Annotated in this window: 20 protein-coding genes and 2 pseudogenes; 7 read left to right on the forward strand and 15 right to left on the reverse strand. The window is 72.1% G+C overall.

All coding sequences use genetic code 11. The features are described 5' to 3' along the window. Positions 1-120 precede the first annotated feature (120 nt). From iolE to ACZ6AQ_RS26805, 6 genes are all read right to left on the reverse strand, one after another. Complete coding sequence (gene iolE / locus ACZ6AQ_RS26780) at positions 121-1,038, reverse strand: myo-inosose-2 dehydratase (protein WP_468763091.1); 918 nt, start codon at positions 1,036-1,038, stop codon at positions 121-123. Continuing rightward, complete coding sequence (locus ACZ6AQ_RS26785; protein WP_468763093.1) at positions 1,038-1,607, reverse strand: hypothetical protein; 570 nt, start codon at positions 1,605-1,607, stop codon at positions 1,038-1,040. Before ACZ6AQ_RS26785 ends, iolE begins: the two co-directional genes overlap by 1 nt. A 27-nt stretch (positions 1,608-1,634) precedes the next feature. After that, positions 1,635-2,777 (reverse strand): ferritin-like domain-containing protein, encoded by a 1,143-nt coding sequence (locus ACZ6AQ_RS26790; protein WP_468763095.1) that lies wholly within the window; start codon positions 2,775-2,777, stop codon positions 1,635-1,637. An 89-nt stretch (positions 2,778-2,866) separates the two neighbouring features. Then, positions 2,867-4,780 (reverse strand): GMC family oxidoreductase, encoded by a 1,914-nt coding sequence (locus tag ACZ6AQ_RS26795; protein ID WP_468763097.1) that lies wholly within the window; start codon positions 4,778-4,780, stop codon positions 2,867-2,869. A 1,058-nt stretch (positions 4,781-5,838) separates the two neighbouring features. Then, positions 5,839-6,336 carry a hypothetical protein gene (locus ACZ6AQ_RS26800; RefSeq protein WP_468763099.1) on the reverse strand — a complete coding sequence of 166 codons (498 nt, stop codon included), beginning with the start codon at positions 6,334-6,336 and terminating at the stop codon, positions 5,839-5,841. A 29-nt stretch (positions 6,337-6,365) separates the two neighbouring features. Beyond that, a complete protein-coding gene (locus ACZ6AQ_RS26805) occupies positions 6,366-7,592 on the reverse strand; it encodes a serine hydrolase (RefSeq protein ID WP_468763101.1) in 1,227 nt (408 codons plus the stop codon). 344 nt (positions 7,593-7,936) lie between these two features. Here ACZ6AQ_RS26805 and ACZ6AQ_RS26810 point away from each other — a divergent pair, with 344 nt between their 5' ends. Further along, on the forward strand, positions 7,937-8,926 hold the full coding sequence (locus ACZ6AQ_RS26810) for a LysR family transcriptional regulator (RefSeq protein ID WP_468763103.1): 990 nt from the start codon (positions 7,937-7,939) through the stop codon (positions 8,924-8,926). Positions 8,927-9,093: 167 nt separating this feature from the next. After that, positions 9,094-9,405, forward strand: coding sequence for an NIPSNAP family protein (locus ACZ6AQ_RS26815; protein WP_468763105.1), 312 nt, complete (start codon positions 9,094-9,096; stop codon positions 9,403-9,405). Positions 9,406-9,652: 247 nt separating this feature from the next. Here ACZ6AQ_RS26815 and ACZ6AQ_RS26820 read toward each other — a convergent pair whose 3' ends face one another. After that, positions 9,653-10,087, reverse strand: coding sequence for a hypothetical protein (locus ACZ6AQ_RS26820; protein ID WP_468763107.1), 435 nt, complete (start codon positions 10,085-10,087; stop codon positions 9,653-9,655). Between the two features lie 264 nt (positions 10,088-10,351). Between ACZ6AQ_RS26820 and ACZ6AQ_RS26825 the strand changes: the two genes are divergently transcribed. Next, the gene (locus ACZ6AQ_RS26825; RefSeq protein ID WP_468763109.1) at positions 10,352-11,293 is read left to right on the forward strand and encodes a helix-turn-helix domain-containing protein; all 942 of its coding nucleotides are present in this window, start codon (positions 10,352-10,354) and stop codon (positions 11,291-11,293) included. Next, on the forward strand, positions 11,290-12,123 hold the full coding sequence (locus ACZ6AQ_RS26830) for a helix-turn-helix domain-containing protein (RefSeq protein WP_468763111.1): 834 nt from the start codon (positions 11,290-11,292) through the stop codon (positions 12,121-12,123). Before ACZ6AQ_RS26825 ends, ACZ6AQ_RS26830 begins: the two co-directional genes overlap by 4 nt. A 133-nt stretch (positions 12,124-12,256) precedes the next feature. Here the strand turns inward: ACZ6AQ_RS26830 and ACZ6AQ_RS26835 are convergent, their stop codons facing one another. From ACZ6AQ_RS26835 to ACZ6AQ_RS26845, 3 genes and pseudogenes are all read right to left on the reverse strand, one after another. Next, the gene (locus ACZ6AQ_RS26835) at positions 12,257-13,285 is read right to left on the reverse strand and encodes a S66 family peptidase (RefSeq protein WP_468763113.1); all 1,029 of its coding nucleotides are present in this window, start codon (positions 13,283-13,285) and stop codon (positions 12,257-12,259) included. 130 nt (positions 13,286-13,415) lie between these two features. Then, positions 13,416-13,505 (reverse strand): annotated as a pseudogene (locus tag ACZ6AQ_RS26840) (transposase family protein); the annotation flags it as partial. Between the two features lie 177 nt (positions 13,506-13,682). Next, the gene (locus ACZ6AQ_RS26845; RefSeq protein ID WP_468763115.1) at positions 13,683-14,348 is read right to left on the reverse strand and encodes a maleylpyruvate isomerase family mycothiol-dependent enzyme; all 666 of its coding nucleotides are present in this window, start codon (positions 14,346-14,348) and stop codon (positions 13,683-13,685) included. Between the two features lie 747 nt (positions 14,349-15,095). Between ACZ6AQ_RS26845 and ACZ6AQ_RS26850 the strand changes: the two are divergent. Beyond that, positions 15,096-15,293: pseudogene (locus ACZ6AQ_RS26850) on the forward strand (hypothetical protein); the annotation flags it as partial. 36 nt (positions 15,294-15,329) lie between these two features. On the opposite strand, the gene ACZ6AQ_RS26855 reads toward ACZ6AQ_RS26850, so the two are convergent. From ACZ6AQ_RS26855 to ACZ6AQ_RS26870, 4 genes are all read right to left on the reverse strand, one after another. Then, positions 15,330-15,572 carry a hypothetical protein gene (locus ACZ6AQ_RS26855; RefSeq protein WP_468763117.1) on the reverse strand — a complete coding sequence of 81 codons (243 nt, stop codon included), beginning with the start codon at positions 15,570-15,572 and terminating at the stop codon, positions 15,330-15,332. 120 nt (positions 15,573-15,692) lie between these two features. Next, positions 15,693-16,361: a response regulator gene (locus tag ACZ6AQ_RS26860; RefSeq protein ID WP_468763118.1), complete on the reverse strand. Its 669-nt coding sequence runs from the start codon at positions 16,359-16,361 to the stop codon at positions 15,693-15,695. A 10-nt stretch (positions 16,362-16,371) separates the two neighbouring features. Then, positions 16,372-17,511 (reverse strand): sensor histidine kinase, encoded by a 1,140-nt coding sequence (locus ACZ6AQ_RS26865; protein ID WP_468763120.1) that lies wholly within the window; start codon positions 17,509-17,511, stop codon positions 16,372-16,374. Positions 17,512-17,605: 94 nt separating this feature from the next. Beyond that, positions 17,606-18,040, reverse strand: a complete 435-nt coding sequence (locus ACZ6AQ_RS26870; protein WP_468763122.1) for a hypothetical protein — start codon at positions 18,038-18,040, stop codon at positions 17,606-17,608. A 714-nt stretch (positions 18,041-18,754) separates the two neighbouring features. Between ACZ6AQ_RS26870 and panD the strand changes: the two genes are divergently transcribed. Beyond that, on the forward strand, positions 18,755-19,180 hold the full coding sequence (panD, locus tag ACZ6AQ_RS26875; RefSeq protein WP_468763124.1) for an aspartate 1-decarboxylase: 426 nt from the start codon (positions 18,755-18,757) through the stop codon (positions 19,178-19,180). 595 nt (positions 19,181-19,775) lie between these two features. Next, entirely contained in the window at positions 19,776-21,173 is a 1,398-nt protein-coding gene (locus ACZ6AQ_RS26880) for a peptidoglycan DD-metalloendopeptidase family protein (RefSeq protein WP_468763126.1), read from the forward strand. On the opposite strand, the gene ACZ6AQ_RS26885 is transcribed toward ACZ6AQ_RS26880, so the two are convergent. Beyond that, positions 21,148-22,095, reverse strand: a complete 948-nt coding sequence (locus tag ACZ6AQ_RS26885; protein WP_468763128.1) for a DMT family transporter — start codon at positions 22,093-22,095, stop codon at positions 21,148-21,150. The genes ACZ6AQ_RS26880 and ACZ6AQ_RS26885 overlap by 26 nt on opposite strands. Positions 22,096-22,151 lie beyond the last annotated feature (56 nt).

Consider the following 22,151-nt stretch of genomic DNA (forward strand, 5'->3'; position numbering starts at 1 on the left):
GGGGGACAGGCTTCGTCACCCGCACGCGGCGATCGAAGAACTGTGGCGAAGGAACGGGCCCCGGGCTTTGGCCGACGGCGGACATGAGGGGGCCGGGGCGCATGCCGCGTGTCCCCGTCGTCACCAGCCCAGGACCCCGGTGAGGTAATCGTGGGCCATCGTGGCGTACTTCAGCGGGCATGCCGTCGCCGGGTCCTGTTCGGCCTCGACGACCAGCCATCCCTCGTAGCCGGCTCTCCCCAGTACCGAGAGGACGGGCTCGAATTCGATCGAACCCTCCGGGTCTCCGGGCACGGTGAAGACGCCCTGCAGGATCCCCTCCTGGAAGGACAGGTGGTCGCTCTTCACCTTTTCGGCCACGGCCTGGCGGACGTTCTTGAGGTGGACGTGCTTGATCCGCCGCTGGTGTTTTTCCACGGTCTTGAGCGGGTCGCCGCCCGCGAACCGGAGATGCCCGGTGTCGAACAGCAGATGCACGCGCTCGGGGTCGGTGTCCGCCATCAGCCTGTCGATGTCCTCGGCCGTCTGCACGCCGGTTCCCATGTGATGGTGGTAGCAGAGTCGCATCCCCTTGGCGGCGGCCAGTTCGCCGATCTCGTTGAGCCCGCCGGTGAGCAGCTTCCATTCGTGGTGGGTGAACTCGGGGCGGTGCTTGAAGACCGGGATGGGCTGCAGGTGCGACGACCGCCCGAATTCGGCGACCACGATGTCCCGGCCGCCCACTTTCTCCAGGAAATCCAGCTGCCTCTTGAAATTCTCGACGGTCCGCTCTTTCTCCCCGACCGTGAAGTAGGTGCTCACCCAGGGCTCGGACACCTTCAGGCCGCGCAGGTCGAGCGCCTTCTTGAGCACGGCGGGGTCGGTCGGGTACTTGTGACCGATGCTGCAGCCCTGGAATCCCGCGAGCGCCATCTCGCTCACGCACTGCTCGAACGGGATCCCGATGTCGATCAGCGGAAAGTCGTCGTTCCACCACAGTGTCGGCGTGACGCCGAGGGACACCTTGTCGCGACCCAGGTTCGGGACGGTGCCGGTCATCACGCGTTCTCCTCTTGCTCGTGGGAGTCCTCGAACACGGGCGGATGGGCCCACGACCCGTAGCCCGGCGCCTTCGCGCCGGACGGGTGCGCGCCGATCGCCCGCCACAACAGCCCCTCGGTGTAGGCGTCGGGGGAGACGACGAACGGGGGTTCGCCTCCGTCTTCGCCGTGCGCGCGGTCCTCCCCGGCCCGCTGTCGTCCGGGCGCGGTCTGCCAGGACCGGCTTCCCTCGGGCATGCTGTCATCCGGGACGGCGGGCTTCGCTCCGCTCCGCCCGGGCGCCGTCCAGGCCGCCACGTCCATGCGTCCCGTCAGTTCCGGGCCGTACCAGACGCCGACGTACCAGAGTTTGATGATGCTCTTCACGACCGGATCGGCGGGAAGGGCGCAGGGATCGGAAGTCATCGCCTTCTGGAGCACATCCGCCCCTTCTTGACTCACGACCGTCTCGTAGTACGCCTCTGCCTGACCGGTTCCCCACAGGTCGAATTCGCTGAACCCGGTCACGGTGGCAGAGAACTTCACGAATTCGCGCAGCTTCTCTTCTGTGGTTGTTCCTTGCGTCACGATGCCTCCTCCTTCGACGGTGACGGTCTAGATCTCGAATGTCGGTCCGGCGTTCTTCCCCGGATGTCCGGTGAGCGGGTTGCGGATGAGCCGGTTCATGCCGTCGCGCATGCGGAACATCTCCCAAACCGCCTTCAGCAGAAGGTCGGGCTTGCCGTTGTAGGCCAGATTGACGGTGGTCAGGAAGGAGGCGTAGAACCGGTTGAATTCCTCGGCCGCCGCCAGGACCTGCGGGTCTCCCGCGAGGTCCGCCAGCTTGATGTCCGGCTTCACCGGATAGACGGCATCCCAGTCGACGTTCAGATCCGGGCCGGAGGGCTCGCCCGGGCTGTCGCCCTTCTGGTAGTACCTTCCCTTGTCCAGTTGCTGGAACCTGTAGTAGTGGGCGATTTCGTCCTGGCTGTCGAAGATGCCGCCGTACAGCCCTTCTCCCTGCTCCGCGACGAGGGTGAGCGCAGCGACCGCGGTGTCGCGGCCGGTCACCTCGATCACGTCGCCGCCACCGGAGTAGAAGTACTCGGGAGTCACCTGGCGAGCGGGATCGCCGGTGAAGATCGTCCTTCCCGCCGTACGGGCCTGGTCCTCCAGGTGGTTGATGCCCCGGACGATCTCCTCGTAGAACTCGCCGATGCTCGAGAAACGCTGGGAGGGGTCTCCGGGGACGAGGCCGAGGATCGTCCCGGACTCCTCGAGTTCCGCCAGTTCCTCCGGAGGCGGCGCCGCGCCGTGGGGCGCCAGCCCGAGGGCCGCCCAGTCCATCGGTACGAACCTGTCTTCCTCGGTGTCCGCCTGTGCGGGCTTCTCGATCTTCAGGAACGTGTCGAGGGCCTCGCGCGAGAACGGCCGGAGGTGCACCTCGAAGTAGTCGGGACCGCACGGCAGGCGCGTCGGATAGTTCGGCACGAAGTTCGGCCTGGTGAGGTCCGGCGTCCCGCCCACGGCGTTCATGACGTTCGCGACCAGGGTGAGGTGCAGCATCTCCTCGACGGCCACGACCCTGATGACGTGCCAGGCGTCCGAGTTCTTCCCCGGATGCAGCGAGTAGAGCGCGGTCAGGTAGGGCGGGAGCGTCGCATGCTCCAACTGGAGCCCCTTGTACAGGTACTCGTGCAGCTCCTCGATGGTCTGGATCCGGGAGCCCCGGGGCGGCGCTGATTCTGAAACGGACATGTTCCCCCAATCGTGGGCGGTGGCGGTGGCGGTGGCGGTGACTGTGGCGGTGGACGGTGTCGCGTCCGGCCCGCCGGTCCGCGAGCCGTTCAGCCGCGGACGACGGCCGGCGCCTTCGCGGCACGCAGCTGCTTGACGATGTGGGCCGAACTGCGGAAGGCGAGCGCCGCCATGGTCAGGCTGATGTTGGACGTCCCGATCGAGGGCAGGCTGCCGGGCCCGACCAGGTAGAGGTTGTCGTGGTCCCACGACCGCTGGGTGTGGTCGACCACCGAGTTCGCCGGGTCGGTTCCCATGATGTGGGTGCCCGCGAGGTGGTTGCCGCCCACGATGTTGTACCACTGGCCCTCGTGCTCGACGGCGCTGTGGCGGTCCTTGTCGTACGTGGTCCAGTCCTCGGCGCCGAGCTTCTCGAAGATGTCCTTCGCGAGTTCGCGGGCGAACGCGGCGCCCCGCATGGTGTAGGGCGGGATCGTGAGCGACACGACCGGTTTCACGTTGCCGAGGGCGTCCTTGTACCGGTCGTCCACGGTGACCGCGTTGTTCCTGTCGGGCAGCAGGTCGATCATGAAGGCCAGCAGGAGCTGCCGGGAGATCCGGTTCCCGAGCGTCCTGCGCAACTCCAACCCGCGCAGGCCCTGCTTGTCGACGAGTTCGACCAGGTCCGTGTAGGGCGAGCCGGTCGCCCACCCCCAGCCGTCGTTGTGGATGTCCACGCCGAATCCGGCCTGGGTCCTGCGGAACCGCCCGCCGCGCAGGTCGGTGATCCCGCTCGTGCAGGACGTGCCCCGCATGGTGCCGGCCGGCTCGGGCAGCAGACCCCAGGACAGCAGGTACGCGTGGTCCATCAGGTTGCGGCCGATCAGCTGGCTGCGGCTCATGCGCTGCATGCCGGAGGCCAGCATGAGCCGGGCGTTCTCGATGGCGTGCGCGCAGAGGACGTAGACGGTGCCCTTCACCGTGTACGTGTCGTAGCCGTCGGAGTCGAGCGACCGGTAGTTCTTGACGGTGATCCCGGTCACCCGTCGGTTCTGCTCGTCGATCTCGACCTTGGACGCGACGGCCTGCGTCACGATCTTGACGTTCCCCTTGCGGAGCGCCTTGGCCAGCGTCTTTCCCGCGTGGTACTTGGCCTGCACGGGGCAGATCGGGACGCAGTTGGTGTTGCCCTGGCAGCGCTCGCCCTCCTCCACCTGGCTCGTGCTCACCGCGCCGACCGGGACGAAGCCCTTGCCGCCGTCGTACGCGGCGTTCGGCACGCCGTTACGGGCCTGCGGAAAGCTCCGTACCCGGAGGGTGTAGTCGTTGTCCGCCAGGTTGACCCGCATGCCGTCCACGCCCCGGGCGACCACCTGGTCGAGATAGGACGGCGGCATGCGGTGCATCGGGAACACGTATCCCTCGGGGAAGCGCATTCCCAGGTACGCCTGGTCCTCGACTTCGGCGGCCACGCCCAGTTCGGCCTCGGCCTGCCGGTAGTAGGGCTCCAGGTCGTCGTAGCCGAGCGGCCAGTTCAGGCCCTGGCCGTACCTGGTCCGCAGGTCGAAGTCCTCGGGAAGCATGCGCAGCGCCTTCCCCTCCCAGTGCATGGAGGTGCCGCCGAGGACCCGGGTGAAGGTGGTGTCCGTGCAGTACTTGTCCTCCTGCACGAGGTAGAAGGCGTCCGGGGGCGTCTCCGGACCCACCGGCATGGTGTCGGTGCTCCTGGGCATCCGGGCGTTCGGGTTGAACGGGTACGGAGACTGGTTGTCCTTGACGATCGCGCCGTAGAACCGCGACAGGTACGACTCGTACTCGGCGAGGTCCAGGTCCTTGCCGGGGCCGGCTTCGAGGATCAGCACCTTGTAGCCCGCCTGGCTCAGCTGCTCGGCGACGATGGAACCCGCCATGCCGCCACCGACGACAACGGCGTCCCACTCCTCTCTCGCGGCCTCCGCGGCGCTGGTCCGCGTCGCGGCCCCGGCCGGGAAGATCACCGCTTCCGTATCGTCGTAAGACGTCATTGATGCCCCTTGTCGCGTCTGGGGGTGGCCTCACCCCGATGACGGGCAGAACAGCCCGGTGACGGATCCCACCAGCCGTCAGGACGGATGGTGATCGCATGGCTGTCGGAGGTCGGCCGCTGCCGCCGGCGAGGGAGAACCGGCTCGGAACCCGATGTCGAGCCGGAGAACCGAGGCGAGCGGGCATCACGGCGCCCACCGATGAACCGCTGAGGCTTCCCGTCGTCCCCGGCGGGTCCCGGCGCCGACCGCGGCCGCTCGCCGCGCTGCCGGATCGTTCGCGTACGTCGTGTACGAGGACCGTCCTCGGCTGTGCGGTGGACCGCATCCGACGCCGCTCGCCGGTCCACCGGGGATCATGGGAAGGGCCTCGGCACGAGGCTTGCATATGTCGCTGTCGTTCCGTGCCGTCGCGCCGGGGATCTTGTCGGCAAACCCATCGTTCGGGCGTAATCAGCGAGCCGTTCTCCACCCCGTGCTGACGCGTGGGGTGGAGAACGGCTCACCGATGGGGCGACGCTCCAGTCGCGGATCGTGATCCCCATGCCCGATCGGCGGCTCGCCGGTGCCACCGGGCCCGGTGTTGCTCAAGCGTGCGGGCCGCCCGCGCCCGGTGAAGGAGGGTCAGGACGTCGTGCGGGTCCGAGAGGCCGACCTGCGGGGCGTCGGCGATGCCGGGGCAAGTGGCGCCGGTGTTCTTCATGGTGTGCGGTGCGGTCAGCCGGGCGCGGGCGGGGCGTTGCGCGTGCTTGCCGGTTCTTCATGCTGCCCGTAGAGGTCGAGACCGTCCGCGCGCCGTCCGCTCCTCAGGTTTTCAGGTTTTCAGGTCTTCAGTTCCGCGACGCCCGCGATCACGAGTGCCGGACGACGCTCGGCCCGGGGTCGCGCGGGCCCGGCAGCGCTGGACGCGTGCGGGACGCGGTCCCCACTCCCTTCCGTTCGAACCCCTCCACGCACGCCGTGTGCGCGCCGGAGCCGGGCCGCCCCGGGTGGTCGCGCAGGCTGCCCCGGCCACCGGGCGGAGCGCCCGGTGGCCGGACGGTGTCGACGCGCGCCGCTCAGCAGTTCCGGATGGACCACACGGGCGTCCAGTCGTACGTGAACGGCGTGGGCTCCGGCAGGACGACGTCCAGCACCTGGCCGTTCTGGCCGTAGAAGAACGCGGCGGCGCCGACCTGGTTGTTCACCACCTGGCCCACGCCGTTCCAGTGGGACAGGGAGTACTGCTGGCACCGGTAGAGGAAGAAGACCTTGTACGTGCCCACCACCGGGTCCCAGACCCCGGTGCAGAGATTCCCCGGCGCGCACGTGACGGGGCTGCCCGACGTCGTGTGCACGTAGTCCGCCCAGGGCGAGACCGTCGGTGACACGGCCGCCACGGCACGCGAGGACGGTCCCTCGCCCCGGGGCGCCGGTGGCACGACCACGGTGTGGCCGCCGCCCTCGCGAGGCCCGTCCGAGGCCGCCGCCCGGGCCGGGCCCGCCGCGAAGGCGGACACCAGCACCCACAGGAGGGCACCGGCCACACCGAGGGTGGAACGCCAGGTACGCGACATCGTCACTCCTTCCCCGGGGATCCCCGGGTTCACTTCTGACCCGTGCACAGCGGTACGTCCGGCAACTGGTCGTCCGGATGGCTGATGTAGATGTTGGTGACGTAGCCCCCGTACTGCGGCAGATACGCCCACCAGTCGTTGGTGTACGGCGGGACGGAGACGAGCTGTCCCTTCTTCTGGCAGCCCACCAGCACCTCCACGCCGGCCGGGAGCCGGGTCAGCAGGTTGTCCCCGACGGCCGGTTCCCTCCGGACGGCGACGTCCTGTCCCCACGTCCCGTACCACTTCCCCTTCGGCGCCGTTCCGCCGGGAACGTTCAGGGAACGGGTCAGCCGGCCGAGGTCGGTGTACGCCTTCCCGTACGACGTGCCGTCCGGGTGCAGGGTGAGGACGGCCACGATCGAACGGTCACCCGCCCCGACGGTGCCGGTCGTGTGCAGCGCCGGCCGGTCCAGGTCGACGCTCGCCCCACCCGCGCCGGCGGGCGCGGGGCCCGAGGCGCCGGTGCCACGAGCCGCGGGGGCGCTCACGGAGCCGCAGCTCCCGTTCGCGTACCTCCCCGACCAGCCCTGCTTCACGGCCCACGGGCGGTCGAACGCGGCGGCGATGCCGAAATGCTGGTCGAAGGAGTCCGACGCGCACCGGGTCGACCGGCGCAGACGCTCCATGACGAAGTCCCGGACCGGCGCGGGAGCGGACTCCAGGATGTGCCGGTAGGTCCTCACGACGTCGCGGGCCGACATGGCCGTGTAGCCCCAGTACCCCTCGTAGGCCGCCGGTGGGGGAGCGGTGTCGGTGAGCCCGAGCCGCGTGACCATGCGTTCGACGATCGCCGGCCCGCCGTAGGCCGACCAGTAGTGGTCGGCGGCGGCGTCCTGACTGCTGCGGAGCATGGCGTCCAGCCGCGTACGGTCGGCGACCGGGAGGGTGTCGGGGTCGCGGTTCCACAGGAAGTCGAGGGCGATCAGGAGTTTGACGACCGACGCGGACCGGAACGTGGCGGCCGGGGCGAGCTGTTCGGTGAACGTTCCGGTCTGCCGGTCGAACACGGCCACGCCCGCCGTGACCCCCGCGGGCACCTGGGGGCCCGCGGGCGTGACCGGCACGGGGACGCCCGCCGGTTCCGTCGCGGCCGCGACGGAGTGCGGGAGCGCCGCGCCGGTGAAGGAGAGGGAGAGGAAGGCCGCGGTCGCGGCGAGCAGGCGTCGAGGCGTACGGCGAACGATGGTGCGGGAGTTCCTGGCGGTGCGGAACATGGCGTGAGAGGTCCTCGCTTGGTGGGGGAGCGGGCTGCCCGGGTCTCGGAGAAGGCGGGCGGACGAGGGCGACGGGACGGCGGCGCGGAGTCCCCGGCGGGACGCGAGGGGCTCCACCGGAGCGGGCCGGGCGAACGGCTTCCGGCGGAGGGCGGCGAGCATCGCCATCGCTCGTCTCACGGACATGTTTCGCCCCCGTCGTCGAGAAAGGAACGGTCGGACGGCCCTGCGGAACCGAGGAGTCGTTCGGGGCGTCGCTTGAGAGCCGAGCCTTCCACCCGCACTCTGTTCATGTCATCGCTTGTGGCCATGCGACATGAAAGACGATCGATAAGGGATTCATCATGGTTCCTGGCGAAACGGCCGCTGGGGGCGCGGCGCCCACGGGTCCCGACCCGCGGACGCCGAGCGCCCATCAACTCCGGCTGTTCGTCGCCCTCGCGGAGGAGCTCCACTTCTCGCGCGCCGCCGCCCGGTTGTTCATCACGCAGTCGGCGCTGAGCCAGCAGATCAGGGACCTGGAAAGGCGCCTCGGGGTAAGGCTGTTCGAGCGTTCGAGCCGAGCTGTGACGCTCACCCCGCAGGGCCGGGTGCTGGTGGCGGACGCGCGCGGCGTGGTGGCGGCCATGGACCGGCTGAGCCGCAGCGCCTCGACCCAGGCACGCAGGCTCTCCGGACGGCTCGTCGTCGGCACCATCGGCGCGGAAGCGGCGATGCCCTATACGCACGCCGTGCTGCGCCTGCTCCACGAACGGCACCCGCTGGTCCAGGTCGACGTGCGCAGCCTCCACTTCGCCGACCACTTCGACGCCCTGTTCCGCCATGACGTCGATGTCGCCTTCCTCCGTCCACCGGTCCCGCCCGGCGTCGAGGTGCGACACCTGGCCACGGAACCGCGGTTGGCCTGTCTCCCCGCGAGCGACCCGCTCGTGGACCGCGACCGGATCACCCTCGCCGAGCTGGCCCGCCACCCGGTGATCGACGTCCCGCCGCAGGTGCCACGGCTCTGGTGGGACTTCTGGGCCGCCGACCCGCGACCCGACGGCACCCCGGTCCGCTACGGACCCGTCGCCTCGGACCTGGAGGGCCTTCTGCACCTCGTGGCCCAGGGCAGGGGCATGTGTTTCCTACCGGCCGCCGCGCGCGACTTCTTCCCGCGCCCCGGCATCCGCTACGTCGAGGTCACGGACCTGCCCCCGTCGACGGCGGGCCTCGCCTGGCTGAGGGAGAACCGCACGGAACCGCTCGTCGCGGCCGTGGTGGCGGCTGCCGGACACGTGGCCTCGGCGCGGGACCGGGGGGCCGTCCGGGACGGAAGCCGGGCCGAGGACTGACCCCACGCCGCGGGTCGCGGCCGCTCCGGGCGCGGGGCCCGGCCGCCGTCCCTCCCGGCGTCCGGCGGGAGGAACACCGGGCGGCCCACGGGGGCAGATCGCCATGGACCGGCCGCTCCGGGCAGCACCGTCGACCTGGGACCGGCGTCACACGGCATCATGCGGGCATGGTCACCATTCATCTGAAGTACGAGATCGACGCCGACAAGCTCGAGGATTTCGAGGAGTACGGCCGGCGCTGGGTCCGGCTCGTCAACCGTTTCGGCGGGACGCACCACGGCTACTTCCTGCCGAGCGAGGGCGACAGCGACATCGCCTACGCCCTCTTCTCGTTTCCCAGCCTGGCCGCGTACGAGCGGTACCGCACGGACAGCATGTCCGACCCCGAGTGCCAGGAGGCGTTCCGGCTGGCGCGTGACACCCGCTGCATCAAGCGGTACGAGCGCCGCTTCCTCCGGCCGCTCGACGCCCTGTCCTGAACCTCCGGGAACCCTGGCGCGCCGCCGTGCGCAGTGCCGTGACGACGGCCGTGACCGTCGGCTTCGCGGTCTCGGTGTGACGCGTCGCGGCGAACAGCAGGCGCGGGACCGGACGGTCCGCGCGCCACGCGACAGCCGGCCCCCAGCCGTGCGGGATCCCCGCGTGTGACACCTGTGGCCCGTTCCCGTACGTGGGCCGGGAACGGGCCACCCCCGTGTGACTGCTGACTACCGCACCTCAGTCGGGTCAGCGGCCGGCCCATGCCTCCAGGCGGGTGTTCTTCGAGCCGTTGAGGATGAGCTTGACGGTCTGGCCGCGCCTGTACGCGACGGTCGCGTAGTGCTTCTGGCCGTTGCACCGGTGCTGCTTGGTGACGGACTTGCCGGTGTCCAGGATCAGCACCCTGAGCGTGGCGTTGCCGCCGCCCCAGCAGGTGAAGACGCCGCGCGCCATGTTGGTGCCGCGGGGCAGCTTGTAGCCCTGCGAGACCCACTTCCTGCCGTGGCTCCTGAGGTAGTCCGCGCTGATGTTGGCGTTCCAGACGTTGGTCCAGCTCGCCTGGGCGGCGGCCGGAGCCGGGGCCGCGGGAGCGGCGGAGACGACGGGGGCGGCGCCCAGGGCGAGACCGCCGCCGAGCATCACGGTCGCGGTGGAGAGCGCGAGGCTCCTGCGCAGGTTCATGGTCGTGTTCCCTCCGTTGGCGGGCCGGGGCGGTGGCGCCCGGCTTCCGTGGCAACGACTTTCCCGCGACAGGTTCGGCGGGTCCAGACGCGGCTCCCGGGATGGGGCAGGGTGGGACGTCCTCCGGTCTGACCTGCTGGGACGTCGCGTCCCATGCGGTGACGGTGGGACGGCCGGCCTGTCCGGATTACGCCGTGGGACGTTCCCGGCGGGAACCTCCGCCTCGCGTCCGGAGTCCCCGCAGTGGACGAAGGGGGACGGGACATGGCCCGATGGAAGGAATTGCCGACCGGGCTCGGGGAGCGGGAACGGCAACTGCTCGTACAGCTCCGTCGGCTGAAGGACCACAGCGGGCTGAGCCTGGCCGCGCTCGCGGGGCGCACCGGCTACAGCCGCTCTTCCTGGGAGCGCTACCTCAACGGCAAGCAGCCGGTGCCGCGCCGGGCGGTGGAGGAGCTCGCCCGGGTGTGCGGGACCGACGCGACGCGGCTGGTCGTGCTTCACGAGGTGGCGGTGGGGAATCGGGTGGGGGCACCGGCGCCGACCGGCCCGCGGAGGAAGCCGGGGATTCCGGACGGCGCTGCCCCGGACGCAGCGGGCGCCGGACCGGCCGGCTCTTCGGACCCCGGCGCTGTGGCCGGGAACCCCGGTTCCGGCAGCGACCCCGCGGGGGAAACCGCTCCGACCGGTCTCGACAGCGTCGCGGCGGTGGAGCCGGAGAGGGAAGCGGCAGGGGAGGGGATGCCGCCGGACGGGGCGCCCGGCGGCGGACCGGGCGGCCGGTGGACGAGACGGCCCGTGCCGCTGGGGCGCGTGCTCGTGCCGGCCGCGCTCGCCGTCGCCGTTGCCTTCGTCGCCGGCCTGCTCGTCGCCGGTGCGTGGCGGAACGAAGGCTCCGGCGCGACCGACCCCTCCGCGACGGGGTACCGGCGGGGGCAGACGTACGCCTGTGAGGTGCGCCGGGAAGACGGCGAGCTGCGCGCGGGACACAGCCCCACGCGGGAGATGCTGCTGGACATCAACAGCACCGGCTTCGACGTGGTCGAGACCCAGTGCCTGCTCCGGGAGCACGGCATTGACCCGGGAGCGGCCGACGGGCTGTACAGCGAGCGCACGAAGGAGGCGGTCAAGCGCTTCCAGAAGGAGCGCCGCCTCGTCGTCGACGGCATCGTCGGGCCCAACACCTGGCGGGAACTGCGGCGGTGAGTGCGGTGGCCGACGCGGCGACCGAGTGCGGCCGGCTCGCCGCCGCGCTGCGCGAGCTGAGGGAGTCCACCGGGCTGAGCCTGGCCGCGCTCGCCGCGCGCACGCCGTACAGCAAGTCGTCCTGGGAGCGTTACCTCAACGGGAAGAAGCCGGTGCCGCGCCAGGCCGTCGAGGCGCTGTGCGCGATGGCGGGGGAACCGCCCGGCCGGCTCCTGGTGCTGTGGGAACTGGCCGACGCGGTCTGGAGCGGCCGGTCCGCACCGCCCGGGCCCGCCCTGGGGATGCCCACCTCCCGCGACAGCGGCCCGCCGCCGGCCCGGCACCCGGCGCGCGCGAGCGCGGGACCAGTACGGCGCCGACGGCGGTGGGCTGCGGGCGCCACCGTCGGCGCGGTGGTGCTGCTTGGTCTGGGCGGGCTGGTCCTGGTGCCCCGGGGTGACGGCTCGCCCGCGGGTGCCGGCGAGCCGGCCATCCGCAATCCCGGTTGCACGGGCGTGACGTGCGAGGGCAAGGACCCGAAGACGATGGGGTGCGGCGGCACAGGGATGGCCTCCACCGTCGCGGCGCGCACCGGCAGGGCCGGACAGCGCTTGGAACTGCGGCAGGGTGAGTTCTGCCGGGCGATGTGGGTTCGCGCCACGGGCCTCAGGCCGGGCGACCGCGTGGAGATGCGGATGCCGGACGGCCGGACGCAGCGCCTCGCCGCGACCGGCCGGCAGGGCGTGGAGACGTACATCGCCACGCCGATGGCCGCCGTCGAAGGCCCCGGCGCCCAGAACGCGCGGGTCTGCCTGCTGCCGACGAGCGGAGAGCCGGAGTGCTTCGGCTGAGTGTCCCTCGCCGGCCCCGGGCCTTGTCTCCTGCGGGGCAGGGGAGACCCCAACGGCTCGGGCGACGAGAACCGGACGGCCGACTCGGCATCCACGGTCGGCGGGGGGCGGGGGCGGCGTCTGGCTCGGGGCGTCAGTCCAGTGTCTGGACCAGTTCGCTGCGCGTCGAGGTGTGCACCACTCGGCCGTGTGCTCCGTTGACGACGGGCAGGTACGGGGGAACATGCCCGCACTCGACATCGGCGATGATCGGGACGTTCAAGGGGCCGAGTGCGTCGAGAACGGCCTGGTGCTGGGTGAGTGAGGTGGCGTCGGGTGCCGAGGTCCGGCCGACGAGGATCGCGTTCGCCGTGTCGAAGAAGCCGGCCGGCCGCATCCCGTGCAGGTTTCTGCAGATGCTGAAGGCGTCGTCGCCGGCTGCTTCGACACAGACGAGGAGTCCTTCCGGGGACTCGGCGCGTGCGAAGGCCGAAACGTCGAGGTAAGGCGTTCCCGTGAGGTTGCAAAGGGTCTCGATGCAGCCCCCGATCAGGCGTCCTTCGACCTCCACGTCCCCATCGGTGTCCAGCCTGGTCCAGCCGCCGGGAGCGTCGAGCGTGTACTCGCGCACCTCGGGTCGGGTCCGGTAGTCGTCCCAGCCCGTGGCTCGGTAGCGGTTGGGCGGGATCTGGGTGAATCGGTGCCCCTGTGGAGCGGCGGCGATGTCGAACCATGACAAGAGTCCCTCGGGCACCCGGTAGGGCGTGTCCATGAGGTTGTTGCCGTGCACGGTCGCTGTTCCTGTGAGGAGGGTGAGCGGCGTGATGATGGTCGACATGTCGGAGAAGCCGACAAGCCAGGTCGGCTCGGCGTCGCGCAGCCGGTCCCAGTCGAGCAGGGGAAGCAGGTCGATCGCCGTCTCCCCACCCCAGGGCGGCACGACCGCCCTGATGCCGGGATCCGTCAGCATGGACATCAATTCGCCGGCGCGGTCGGCCGCAGGGGCACTGACATGGCCGGAACCGTCCATGCAGTGGCCGACAACTACCTCGTATCCCCGGGCCTCGACATCGCCGATGGCCACGTCGAGGCGCGCGCGCAGCTCCTTCGTGACGCCGCTCGAAGGAGAGGTGATGCCGACGCGGTCACCGGGACGCAGAGGGGATGGATACCGAACAGACATGCGCTGGATTTTGGCGCGACGCCACGGCCGCTCCTGACGAGTTCCGGCGCGCCCCGCACGGGCGGGCACTCCCGGAAGCGCCCCCTTCCGGAGCGAGATCGAAAACCGGTGACAGAAGCGGCCCGGACCAGGTCTCGTCGACGTACCGCCAGGTGGTGGCCCGGGATATCCCGAAGTCCGCTCCGAGCTGCGAAGACGTCTCGTTCTTCCGCAGGTGCACGGGCCTTGACCCCGGTCGACGACGCCTGGCGGGCCCCGGGCCCGCGAGGTTCACGGCGCGCGGGACGGCACCCGGGCACGGGTCGGGGTCCTGTTGTTGAACCGCCACCACGTCCACGAACACGTCATCGTGGGCCCGGCCACCGCCCTGCGGACCGACGGCCCGCCGCCTTCACCGTCACGCCCTTCCGCAGCGCTCGCGGAGGAGCTCGACACCGTCGCCTTCCAAGTCGTCGAGATGCGCGGCGCGACCGGTCATGGCCATCGTCAGGGCCAAGGTGCTGCCGGACACGAGTGCCCCGGATCCGGTCGTGAACGGGCCGTCGTCCGCGACGAGTCGCAGGTCGCCGATGCGTCCCTTGGCAAGGACCACCTGATCCGACCCTTGGTAGTACTCGGCCACCCTCGTGACTGTTCCAGTCGGGTAGTCGCGACGAATGCCCAGCGGACGCCGGATGTCCTCCGCATGTACGACCGTCTCGCCGAGCATCGCCACGGCGGGGAGGGGAGGCTTGGTTCTGCTGGGGACGACCCGCCGGAACCGCTCGAGCGTTTCGGCCGGGGTCGCACCGAGCTGTTCGGCCAGCCGCATGGCCACCTGTTTGTCGAAGTCGAATCGGCAGCGGATCACGCCCGCCAGCCAGCGCACGGCATTGAGGCTCGCCCCCGCGGTGAGGTGTGCCAGCACCTCACGCACCGTCAACCCGGTGCACAGCGACGGTGTCGCCCACTGGTCGTCGGACAAAGCCGCAAGATCGGCCACCAGTGCCGCTCGCTCGGTACGGATCAGTGGCCAGACCCCGGTCGTCGGGCCGCGATCTGCTGCCGGTTCCGAACCAGTCATACGGACGAGTCTCCTGTCACGCGTCGTGCTCTGCCTTGCACCTGGACCGGAACACGTGGTCGCCCGGCAGGCTGTTCGAAGAACAGACTCTCCTGCTGGAGCAAAGTCATCGCCCCAAGGTGATCCTTCCTCAAGTCGTCCGAACCGGGGCCTCGATGCTCCAGTTGCAGATCGTGACCCTCATGTCCGGGATGCGAGGCGCTGCTGGTCGTGACCGGTGCGTGATCGTGCCTGGCGGCGACGGCGCCGTTCGGACCGGATGAGCCGGTGGGCAGGGTCGACGAGGCCCGTCAGGCGCCTGACGAACGACCAGGGACCCCGTCACGACCTGCGGCCGGAGTACTGGGCTGCCGCGCCGCTTCGAGGGGCTTGTGGTGCCGGGGTCTCCGTGCGCGTCAGGATCAGGGCCACCGTCACACCGCCGAGGTGACGGTGGCCACGAGGGCTTCCGGAGGAACGCCGCGTACGCTTGTGGGGTTGTCGCGGTGGGGACGGGGCGCGCGGCGAAGCCCTTCGGCACTGCCCGATCACGTGCCAGGAAAGTCGGCAAGCGGTCGGCGCAAGGCCTGAAAACCTGGGGACAGCCGCCCGGGCCCGCGACCTGCTGTGTGATGATCACACGCGCCCGCGAGTGCGCCGGTTCTCGGGACGGCTGGGCGGTCCGTCGTCGCGCCACCGGGGGCTGCACGGGTAGGCCGTACGCGCTAGGCGCCCACTGGGTGAGGTGTCCGGGGGAAGGGCGGGCGCCTGCCCGACGTACGTACCACCGCGCCCCGCGCCGAGGTGCTGCGGGACCGCTGTCGCAGCCGACTGCCCGAGCGCTTGCAGGAGCCGGCCGGCCCCGTCGAGGGCAACGTGGACCTGCCGCTCCGCATCGTCTGGTCCGGGCGGACGAGCTACAGCCTGGACCGTCCGAAGTCCCGCATGACGCTCTACCGGACCGTCTCCGGCCGGGAGCCGTGCGGGAGCCGGTGCGCCGGGTCATCGGCCTCGCCCTGCCCGGCGCGCGCCGATCACGGCACCGGCGAGGGCCACGAGGACCGGTACGACGACGAAGGCGACGGGCATGGGCGGGGGGCCGTCGACGGCCGGCGTGCGGTCGAGGCCGAGTGCGAGGACGAGGAGGTGGCCGACGGCCTCCATCAGCAGGAAGCCTCCAGCCCCGCCGACGAGGGAACCGAACAACCCGCCCGCGGCCTTCGCGGAGTGGATGTGTGCGCTCATGCCCACGAGGCTGCACCGCGGGAGCCGACCGGCGCATCGGCCTGCGGGAGTGACCCGGCCTACCCCGTCAGGTGCGGCCGGAGGACGGCGCGTACCCCGGCAGTCGCCGGTACCTGCCGCCTAGGGCATCAGCCAGCCCGGCCTGACCATGCCCGACTCATAGGCGAGCACCACCAGTTGGCTGCGATCGCGTACGTCGAGCTTCGTCATGATCCGGCTGACATGGGTCTTCGCCGTCGCGGGGCTGAGCACGAGGCGCCGGGCGATCTCGTCGTTCGACAGGCCGCCCGCGACCAGCTCCATCACTTCCCGCTCGCGCCCGGTCAGCGCGTTGAGTCGCGGCGAGGGCTGCGGCGCCCGGATCCGGCCCGCGAACTCCGCGATGAGCCGACGGGTGACCGACGGGCTGATCAGCGCGTCGCCACGGGCGGCCACGCGTACGGCGTGGATGAGCTCCTCGGGCTCGGTGTCCTTCACCAGGAAGCCGGTGGCGCCGGCGCGCAGCGCCCCGTACACGTGGTCGTCGAGGTCGAAGGTGGTCAGGATGACCACCTTCACGTCCGCCAGGCGTGCGTCGGCGGCGATCTGCCGGGCCGCGTCGAGACCGTCGGTCTCCGGCATGCGGATGTCCATCAGCACCACGTCGGGACGCAGGGCGCGGCAGCCCGCCACGGCCGCGTCGCCGTCGCCCGCCTCGCCGACGACCTCGATGTCGGGCTCGTCCTCCAGCATCGAGCGGAATCCGGCTCGTACCAGGCGCTGGTCGTCCGCCAGCAGGACTCTGATCATCCCGCCCACGCTACCTGCTCCCCCGGTGCTCGTACGGCAGCACGGCCTCGACGGTGAAACCGCGCTCCGCGCGCCCGCCCGCGGTGAACCGGCCGCCCAGCAGCCGGGTCCGCTCGTACAGTCCACTGAGCCCGCTGCCGGCGCCCTCGGCCGAGCCGCCTGCGCCACCGCGGCCGTCGTCGGTCACCGAGAGCGTCAGCTCACGTTGCCCGTAGGCGAGTCGCACTTCCACCTCGTGGGCGCCCCGGGCGTGCCGGGTGATGTTGGTGAGCGACTCCTGCACGATGCGGTACGCGGCCAGGTCCGTCTCGGCGTGCAGCGGCCGTGGCGTGCCGCGCGTGGTGAGGCGGACGTGGAGACCGGCGCGCCGGGCGGCGTCAGTGAGGTCGCCGAGGCGGTCGACTCCCGGCGGCGGGGCGGGCGGTGACGTCTCGTCCACATGGCGCAGCGTGCCGAGAGTGGCGCGCAGTTCGCGCAGCGTCTCCTTGCTGCCCGCCTTGATCTCCTCCAGCGCCGTCACGGCGAGGTCGTCCGGCGGCGCCGTCTTCTTCAGCCGGTGCAGGGCGGCGCCCGCCTGCACGTTGATCATCGAGATGTTGTGGCCGACGACGTCATGCACTTCGCGGGCGATCCGCAGCCGCTCCTCGGTCGCGCGCAGCCGTGCCTCCTCCTCGGCGTACGCGCGACGGCCGTGCTGCATGGCGCCGAGGGCGACCATGCCGACGAGCCAGCCGGTGAGCATGAAGATCGCGACGCCGTTGATCTGCTCGTTGCCCGCCACGGTGCCCGCCCCGACACCGATCACGACCAGCGCGGCGAGGGCCGTGGCCGCGTGGAGCCGGCCCGCGACGGCGACCCCGTACAGTGCGACGATCGGGGCGATCATCAGCGGGCCGTCGTAGCGGCTGACGAGGTAGTACGCGCCGGTGGCCGCGATGCAGACCGCGGCGACCGGCACCGGCCACCGCCGCCAGAAGTACAGGGCCCCGCAGGCCACGCCGATCAGCGCCCAGCACGCGGCGGTGGCTCCCCAGGACTCCGTCCGGTCCCGCGGGAGCAACGAGCGCACGCTGCCGACGGCCACCACCGCGGCGACAGCACCGGCGACGGCGGCGTCGGTGGCACGACCCTGGGGCATCCACGATGGCATGTGCCCAGCGTAAGCGGGGGCTCCTCGGGGTCGCGTGCGGGCGTCCGGGGCATCGTCCGTGACGGGGCCACGCGGCGCCGCGCCACCGCGCCGGTCAGGTACGGGCACCGCGCCACCGCTGCACGCCCGTGGCGCAGACGCCGCACAGACCGCCCCAGACCGCGTTCGTCAGGCAGACCATGACCAGGGCGATCGGATGGGTGATCGGTCCCTGCAACTCGCCCTCCAGCATGGGGGACAGGACCGCCGCCAGGACGGTCGACGCGACCGCGTAGCAGATCCCCGCCGCCACCGACTGCAGCAGCGGCTCACGGACCCGGCTGAATCCGGCGACCGCGATCCACACCACCGAGATCACAGCGGTGAGGATCAGCGGGGTCGCCGGCTTGCCCAGCGCCTCGCTCCATCCGGCGATGGAGAAGACGGGCCGGATCAGTGCGAAGAGGGCGAGGCCGACGACCATCGGCCAGTGCAGACGCCGGGCGAGCGGCTCGGCCGGGCGGGTCGGAGCGTGGTGGGGTGGGTTCATGCCCTCCAGGGTGTGCGTCTTCCGCCTCCGGGTCGTCAGCCCGGAGAGGGCACCTGCCGTACCCCAGCGGTTGCGGCCTCGCCGGGGCGTCCGCACCCGTGGTTGTGGAGCCCGGCCGCGTCGGCCTGGAACCGCCCTCTCATCCGCGACGCCATCACCGGCCTCACCGGCGCCGGCGAACCCTCCCCGTCACGCGGCCCTCACCAGTCTGGCAGGAATGTGTGTGTCCGCTGAATGGCACCGCCAGGCGCTGTCGCGCGGACAGCATCAGTGGTCGCGAGAATCCCCGGTTTGGCTGACCGGGTTTTTGCGGCTGTGTCGCCGCGCCCGCCAAGAGGGTGCCGTTGCTCGTCGCGAGCGGCGCAGCCAAGCGTGTCGGAGCAGTGCCGCAGCCCGGCGGGTCGGTCCGGCTGCAAGTGTCGACCCGTACCGGCGGCCGCCCACCTCCGGGCATCCGCTCGCGGTGAGGGTGCTCCCGGACGGCCGCGGACGGTCGTTGCGTAGGCTGGCGTCGTCGTCGTGGTGGGGGAGTGGGTGAGCCGGCTGGGCCCCTCAAGCCTGCCTGACGGTGTGTCAGGAAAGTCGGCAATTGGTCAGCATCAGTCCTCAAGAACCTGGTGAAAGCTGACTGGACGTGCGACTCGTTGTAAGGTAGGGAAACCGCCCTTGACCTGCAAAAACGCAGGCAGGGAGCCTAGTTCCAGGAGTACCTCGATGATACGAACGATATTCAAGTCCAAGATCCACCGCGCCACCGTCACCCAGGCGGACCTGCACTACGTCGGGTCGGTCACCGTCGACGCGGACCTGATGGAGGCCGCCGACCTGCTCCCCGGGGAGCTGGTGCACATCGTCGACATCGACAACGGCGCCCGTCTGGAGACCTACGTCATCGAGGGCGAGCGCGGCTCGGGCGTCATCGGCATCAACGGCGCCGCCGCGCACCTCGTGCACCCCGGCGACCTCGTGATCCTCATCAGCTACGCGCAGGTCGAGGACGCGGAGGCGCGGACGTTCGTGCCGCGCGTCGTGCACGTCGACGCCGGGAACCGCATCGTGGAGTTGGGGTCCGACGCGTCCGCGCCCGTCCCCGGCGGCGGCGCGGTCCGTCCCCCGCACGCCGTGCCCGCCCGGAGCTGACCCGCGGGGGCCCGCCCGTACGGGACCGCCCGGGGGAGAGCCGCACGGCAGCCGGGTCGCGGATCCGTGGCGACCGGGCGAACGGGCTTCTGGGGGGGGGCGAGGGCGGCGTCCCCGCGGGGAGTCCGGCCCCGCCGCCCGCCCCAGCGCGCTGATCACGGGCGGGCGGCGGGGCCGCGCCCGGCCGGTTCGCCACCGGTCCGGAAGCCGGCCCCGGGGCCCGTTCCGACAGGCGCCGGAGGCCCCGTCGCGTCACCCTGGAAGGGCGACGAACCCGACGAGCGAGAGGCCCGTGATGACCCAGCCGTATCCCGACCCCGTGCCCCCGTCGCCCATCCCGCCCCCCGTACCGAACCCCGTGCCCCCGCCGGACCCCAGCCCGGTCCCGGTCCCGCCGGAGCCCTCTCCCGCCCCCGTCCCGCAGCCCGGCGGCCCCGTGCCCGAACCGGAGCCCCAGCCCCAGCCGGGACCGGCCCGCGGGGGCCGGATGTCAACGCGGACCTGACGGAAGAAGTTCCGGGTTGCGTGAAACCCTTGTCACGGAGCGTGCGCCGCCCCTAACTTGAATGGCCGTTGCTGTGTTCAAGGGGGGCCCATGGCCGTACGCGGACGTCACCGCCGCCACCAGCCGAGCCGCATCAACCGCGCCTCGCTCACCGTCACGGCGGGAGGCGCCGGCGTGGCGCTGCCGCTGATCGGCGCGGGCACGGTGCAGGCGGCCTCGCTCGACGTCTGGGAGAAGGTCGCGTCCTGCGAGTCCTCCTCCAGCTGGCACGTCAACACCGGGAACGGCTACTTCGGCGGCCTCCAGTTCAGCCAGTCCACCTGGGAGGAGTACGGCGGCACGCACTACGCGCCGCGTGCCGACCTCGCCTCCAGGGACCAGCAGATCGTGATCGCCGAGCGCGTCCTGAAGAAGCAGGGTCCCGGCGCGTGGCCGTCCTGCGGCTCCCGCGCGGGTCTCGCCCGGGGCGGCGCGTCGCCCGACGTCTCCCCCCGGTCCACCACGGCCGGGAAGCCGTCCGGCGGGAACCGGATGAGCACGGCCTCCCTGCCGGGGCAGCGCGCCCTGCCGGAGCGGCCGGCGCGCAACACCGGCCCCACCGCCGTCCCCGCCGTGCGCGAGATGTACACGGTGACGCCCGGCGACTCCCTGTCGAAGATCGCCGGCGAGGAGCACGTCCGGGGCGGCTGGAAGAGCCTGTACGAGACGAACCGCTCCGTCGTCGGCGACGACCCCGACCTCATCCACCCCGGCCAGCGCCTCACCCTGCGCATCACCGCGCCGAGGAAGACCGAGGAGGCCGGAAAGGCCGGGGGGACCGGGCAGGCCGGGAAGGCCGGGGCCCCGGCGAGGGCCCCCGGGGCCGCGCCGTCCGCGAAGACGGCCCCGCCCCGGGCGACACCCCCCAGGGCCCCCGCCCCCCGGCCCGCCCCCGCGCACCCCGTGACCAGACCGGCCGCGAAACCGGTCGCCGGACCGACCGCGCGGCCCCCCGTCCGGCCCGCCGCCAAGCCCGCTTCCCCGTCGGCCGCCGCACCGGCCCCCCGGCCCGCCGCCAAGCCGCGCCCCGCCGCCGCACCGGAGGCCGCCTACTCGGCCCCCGTCTCGGCCGGCACCGGCACCCGCTACGGCAAGCCCGGCTCCTCCTGGTCCAGCGGCTACCACACCGGCGTCGACTTCCCCGTCCCCACCGGCACCTCGGTCAGGGCGGTGGCCAGCGGCCGGGTCGTCTCCGCCGGATGGGGCGGAGCGTACGGCTACCAGGTCGTCCTCCGTCACGACGACGGCCGGTACAGCCAGTACGCGCACCTCTCCGCCCTCTCCGTCCGCGAGGGCCAGCGGGTGCGCGCCGGCCAGCGCATCGCCCGCTCGGGATCGACCGGCAACAGTTCGGGACCGCATCTGCACTTCGAGATCCGGACGGGCCCGGGGTACGGCTCCGACATCGACCCCCTGGCCTACCTCAGGGCGCGCGGCGTCTCCCTCTGACCCCGCCGCCGGGTCCGTCCCCGCCGGCCCCGGCCCGGCCGTCGGGTCCGTCCCCGGCCCCGGCGGCCGTCCCCGCCGCCGGCGCCCGCCCCGGTTCCGCCCCCGGGGCGGGCGCCGCGCGGTCGAGGGTGAGCAGGACGAGCCCGTACGCGGTGATCGCGCCGCAGACCAGCGCGCCCGAGGCGCCCGCCGTACCGTGGCGGAAGCCCTCGCCGAACAGGGCCACGCCCGCCGCCGCGGCGACCACCGGATCGACCACCGTGAGCGTGGCGAGCGGGGCGGCGAGGCCCGCGCCCCGGTACGACGCCTGGGAGAGCAGCAGCCCGCCCACGGCGAACGCCGAGAGCGCGAGCAGCGACGTCCATTCGGCGAACGGCGCCCGCGGCGTCCACGCCCCGGCCACCGTCTTGGTGAGGACCGACGCCGCGCCGAAGGAGACGCCCGCCGCCGCGGCCAGGGCGACGCCGCGCGGCACCGGCCGTCCCGTCGGGCGCGCGACCGCGAGGAGGACGCCCACCGCGCCGAGGGCGGCCCCCGTGAGCAGCCACCGCTGCCCGTCCCCGGGGGACCGCGCCCCGGCGCCGGTCGTGAGGCTCAGCAGACCGGCGAGGCCCGCCGTGGTCGTGAGGGCACCCCGCCAGGCCCGGCGGCCGGCCCGGCGGCCGGCGAAGAGGGCCGCCATGGGCAGCGCGCACACGATCGTGAGGGCGCCCAGCGGCTGGACCAGACTGAGCGGCCCGTACGCGAGGGCGGCGACGTGCAGGGCCGCCCCGAGGCCGTTGAGCAGGACGGAACCCCACCAGGCCGGGCGGCGCGGCGGCGGGACCGCGCAGGCCGCGACCCGCTCCTGCACGACCGCCGCGGCCGCGTAGGCGACCGCGGAGGCCAGGGCCAGGACCACGGACAGGGCGAGGGGACTCATGTCTTCCACCATCCCTCCGACCGGCCCGCCACGCGTCGTACCGGGCCCCCTCACGG

The sequence above is a fragment of the Streptomyces sp. NPDC041191 genome, from assembly GCF_055591945.1.

Excerpts from the sequence above, each read along its gene's own strand:
- ACZ6AQ_RS26790 (WP_468763095.1), bottom strand. The coding sequence starts at position 2,777 with ATGTCCGTTTCAGAATCAGCGCCGCCCCGGGGCTCCCGGATCCAGACC.
- ACZ6AQ_RS26885 (WP_468763128.1), bottom strand. The coding sequence starts at position 22,095 with ATGAGTCCCCTCGCCCTGTCCGTGGTCCTGGCCCTGGCCTCCGCGGTC.
- iolE (WP_468763091.1), bottom strand. The coding sequence starts at position 1,038 with ATGACCGGCACCGTCCCGAACCTGGGTCGCGACAAGGTGTCCCTCGGC.
- ACZ6AQ_RS26870 (WP_468763122.1), bottom strand. The coding sequence starts at position 18,040 with ATGAACCCACCCCACCACGCTCCGACCCGCCCGGCCGAGCCGCTCGCC.
- ACZ6AQ_RS26820 (WP_468763107.1), bottom strand. The coding sequence starts at position 10,087 with ATGAACCTGCGCAGGAGCCTCGCGCTCTCCACCGCGACCGTGATGCTC.
- ACZ6AQ_RS26835 (WP_468763113.1), bottom strand. The coding sequence starts at position 13,285 with ATGTCTGTTCGGTATCCATCCCCTCTGCGTCCCGGTGACCGCGTCGGC.
- ACZ6AQ_RS26800 (WP_468763099.1), bottom strand. The coding sequence starts at position 6,336 with ATGTCGCGTACCTGGCGTTCCACCCTCGGTGTGGCCGGTGCCCTCCTG.
- ACZ6AQ_RS26860 (WP_468763118.1), bottom strand. The coding sequence starts at position 16,361 with ATGATCAGAGTCCTGCTGGCGGACGACCAGCGCCTGGTACGAGCCGGA.
- ACZ6AQ_RS26845 (WP_468763115.1), bottom strand. The coding sequence starts at position 14,348 with ATGACTGGTTCGGAACCGGCAGCAGATCGCGGCCCGACGACCGGGGTC.
- ACZ6AQ_RS26810 (WP_468763103.1), top strand. The coding sequence starts at position 7,937 with ATGGTTCCTGGCGAAACGGCCGCTGGGGGCGCGGCGCCCACGGGTCCC.
- ACZ6AQ_RS26805 (WP_468763101.1), bottom strand. The coding sequence starts at position 7,592 with ATGTTCCGCACCGCCAGGAACTCCCGCACCATCGTTCGCCGTACGCCT.
- ACZ6AQ_RS26825 (WP_468763109.1), top strand. The coding sequence starts at position 10,352 with ATGGCCCGATGGAAGGAATTGCCGACCGGGCTCGGGGAGCGGGAACGG.
- ACZ6AQ_RS26815 (WP_468763105.1), top strand. The coding sequence starts at position 9,094 with ATGGTCACCATTCATCTGAAGTACGAGATCGACGCCGACAAGCTCGAG.
- panD (WP_468763124.1), top strand. The coding sequence starts at position 18,755 with ATGATACGAACGATATTCAAGTCCAAGATCCACCGCGCCACCGTCACC.
- ACZ6AQ_RS26855 (WP_468763117.1), bottom strand. The coding sequence starts at position 15,572 with ATGAGCGCACACATCCACTCCGCGAAGGCCGCGGGCGGGTTGTTCGGT.
- ACZ6AQ_RS26865 (WP_468763120.1), bottom strand. The coding sequence starts at position 17,511 with ATGCCATCGTGGATGCCCCAGGGTCGTGCCACCGACGCCGCCGTCGCC.
- ACZ6AQ_RS26795 (WP_468763097.1), bottom strand. The coding sequence starts at position 4,780 with ATGACGTCTTACGACGATACGGAAGCGGTGATCTTCCCGGCCGGGGCC.
- ACZ6AQ_RS26880 (WP_468763126.1), top strand. The coding sequence starts at position 19,776 with ATGGCCGTACGCGGACGTCACCGCCGCCACCAGCCGAGCCGCATCAAC.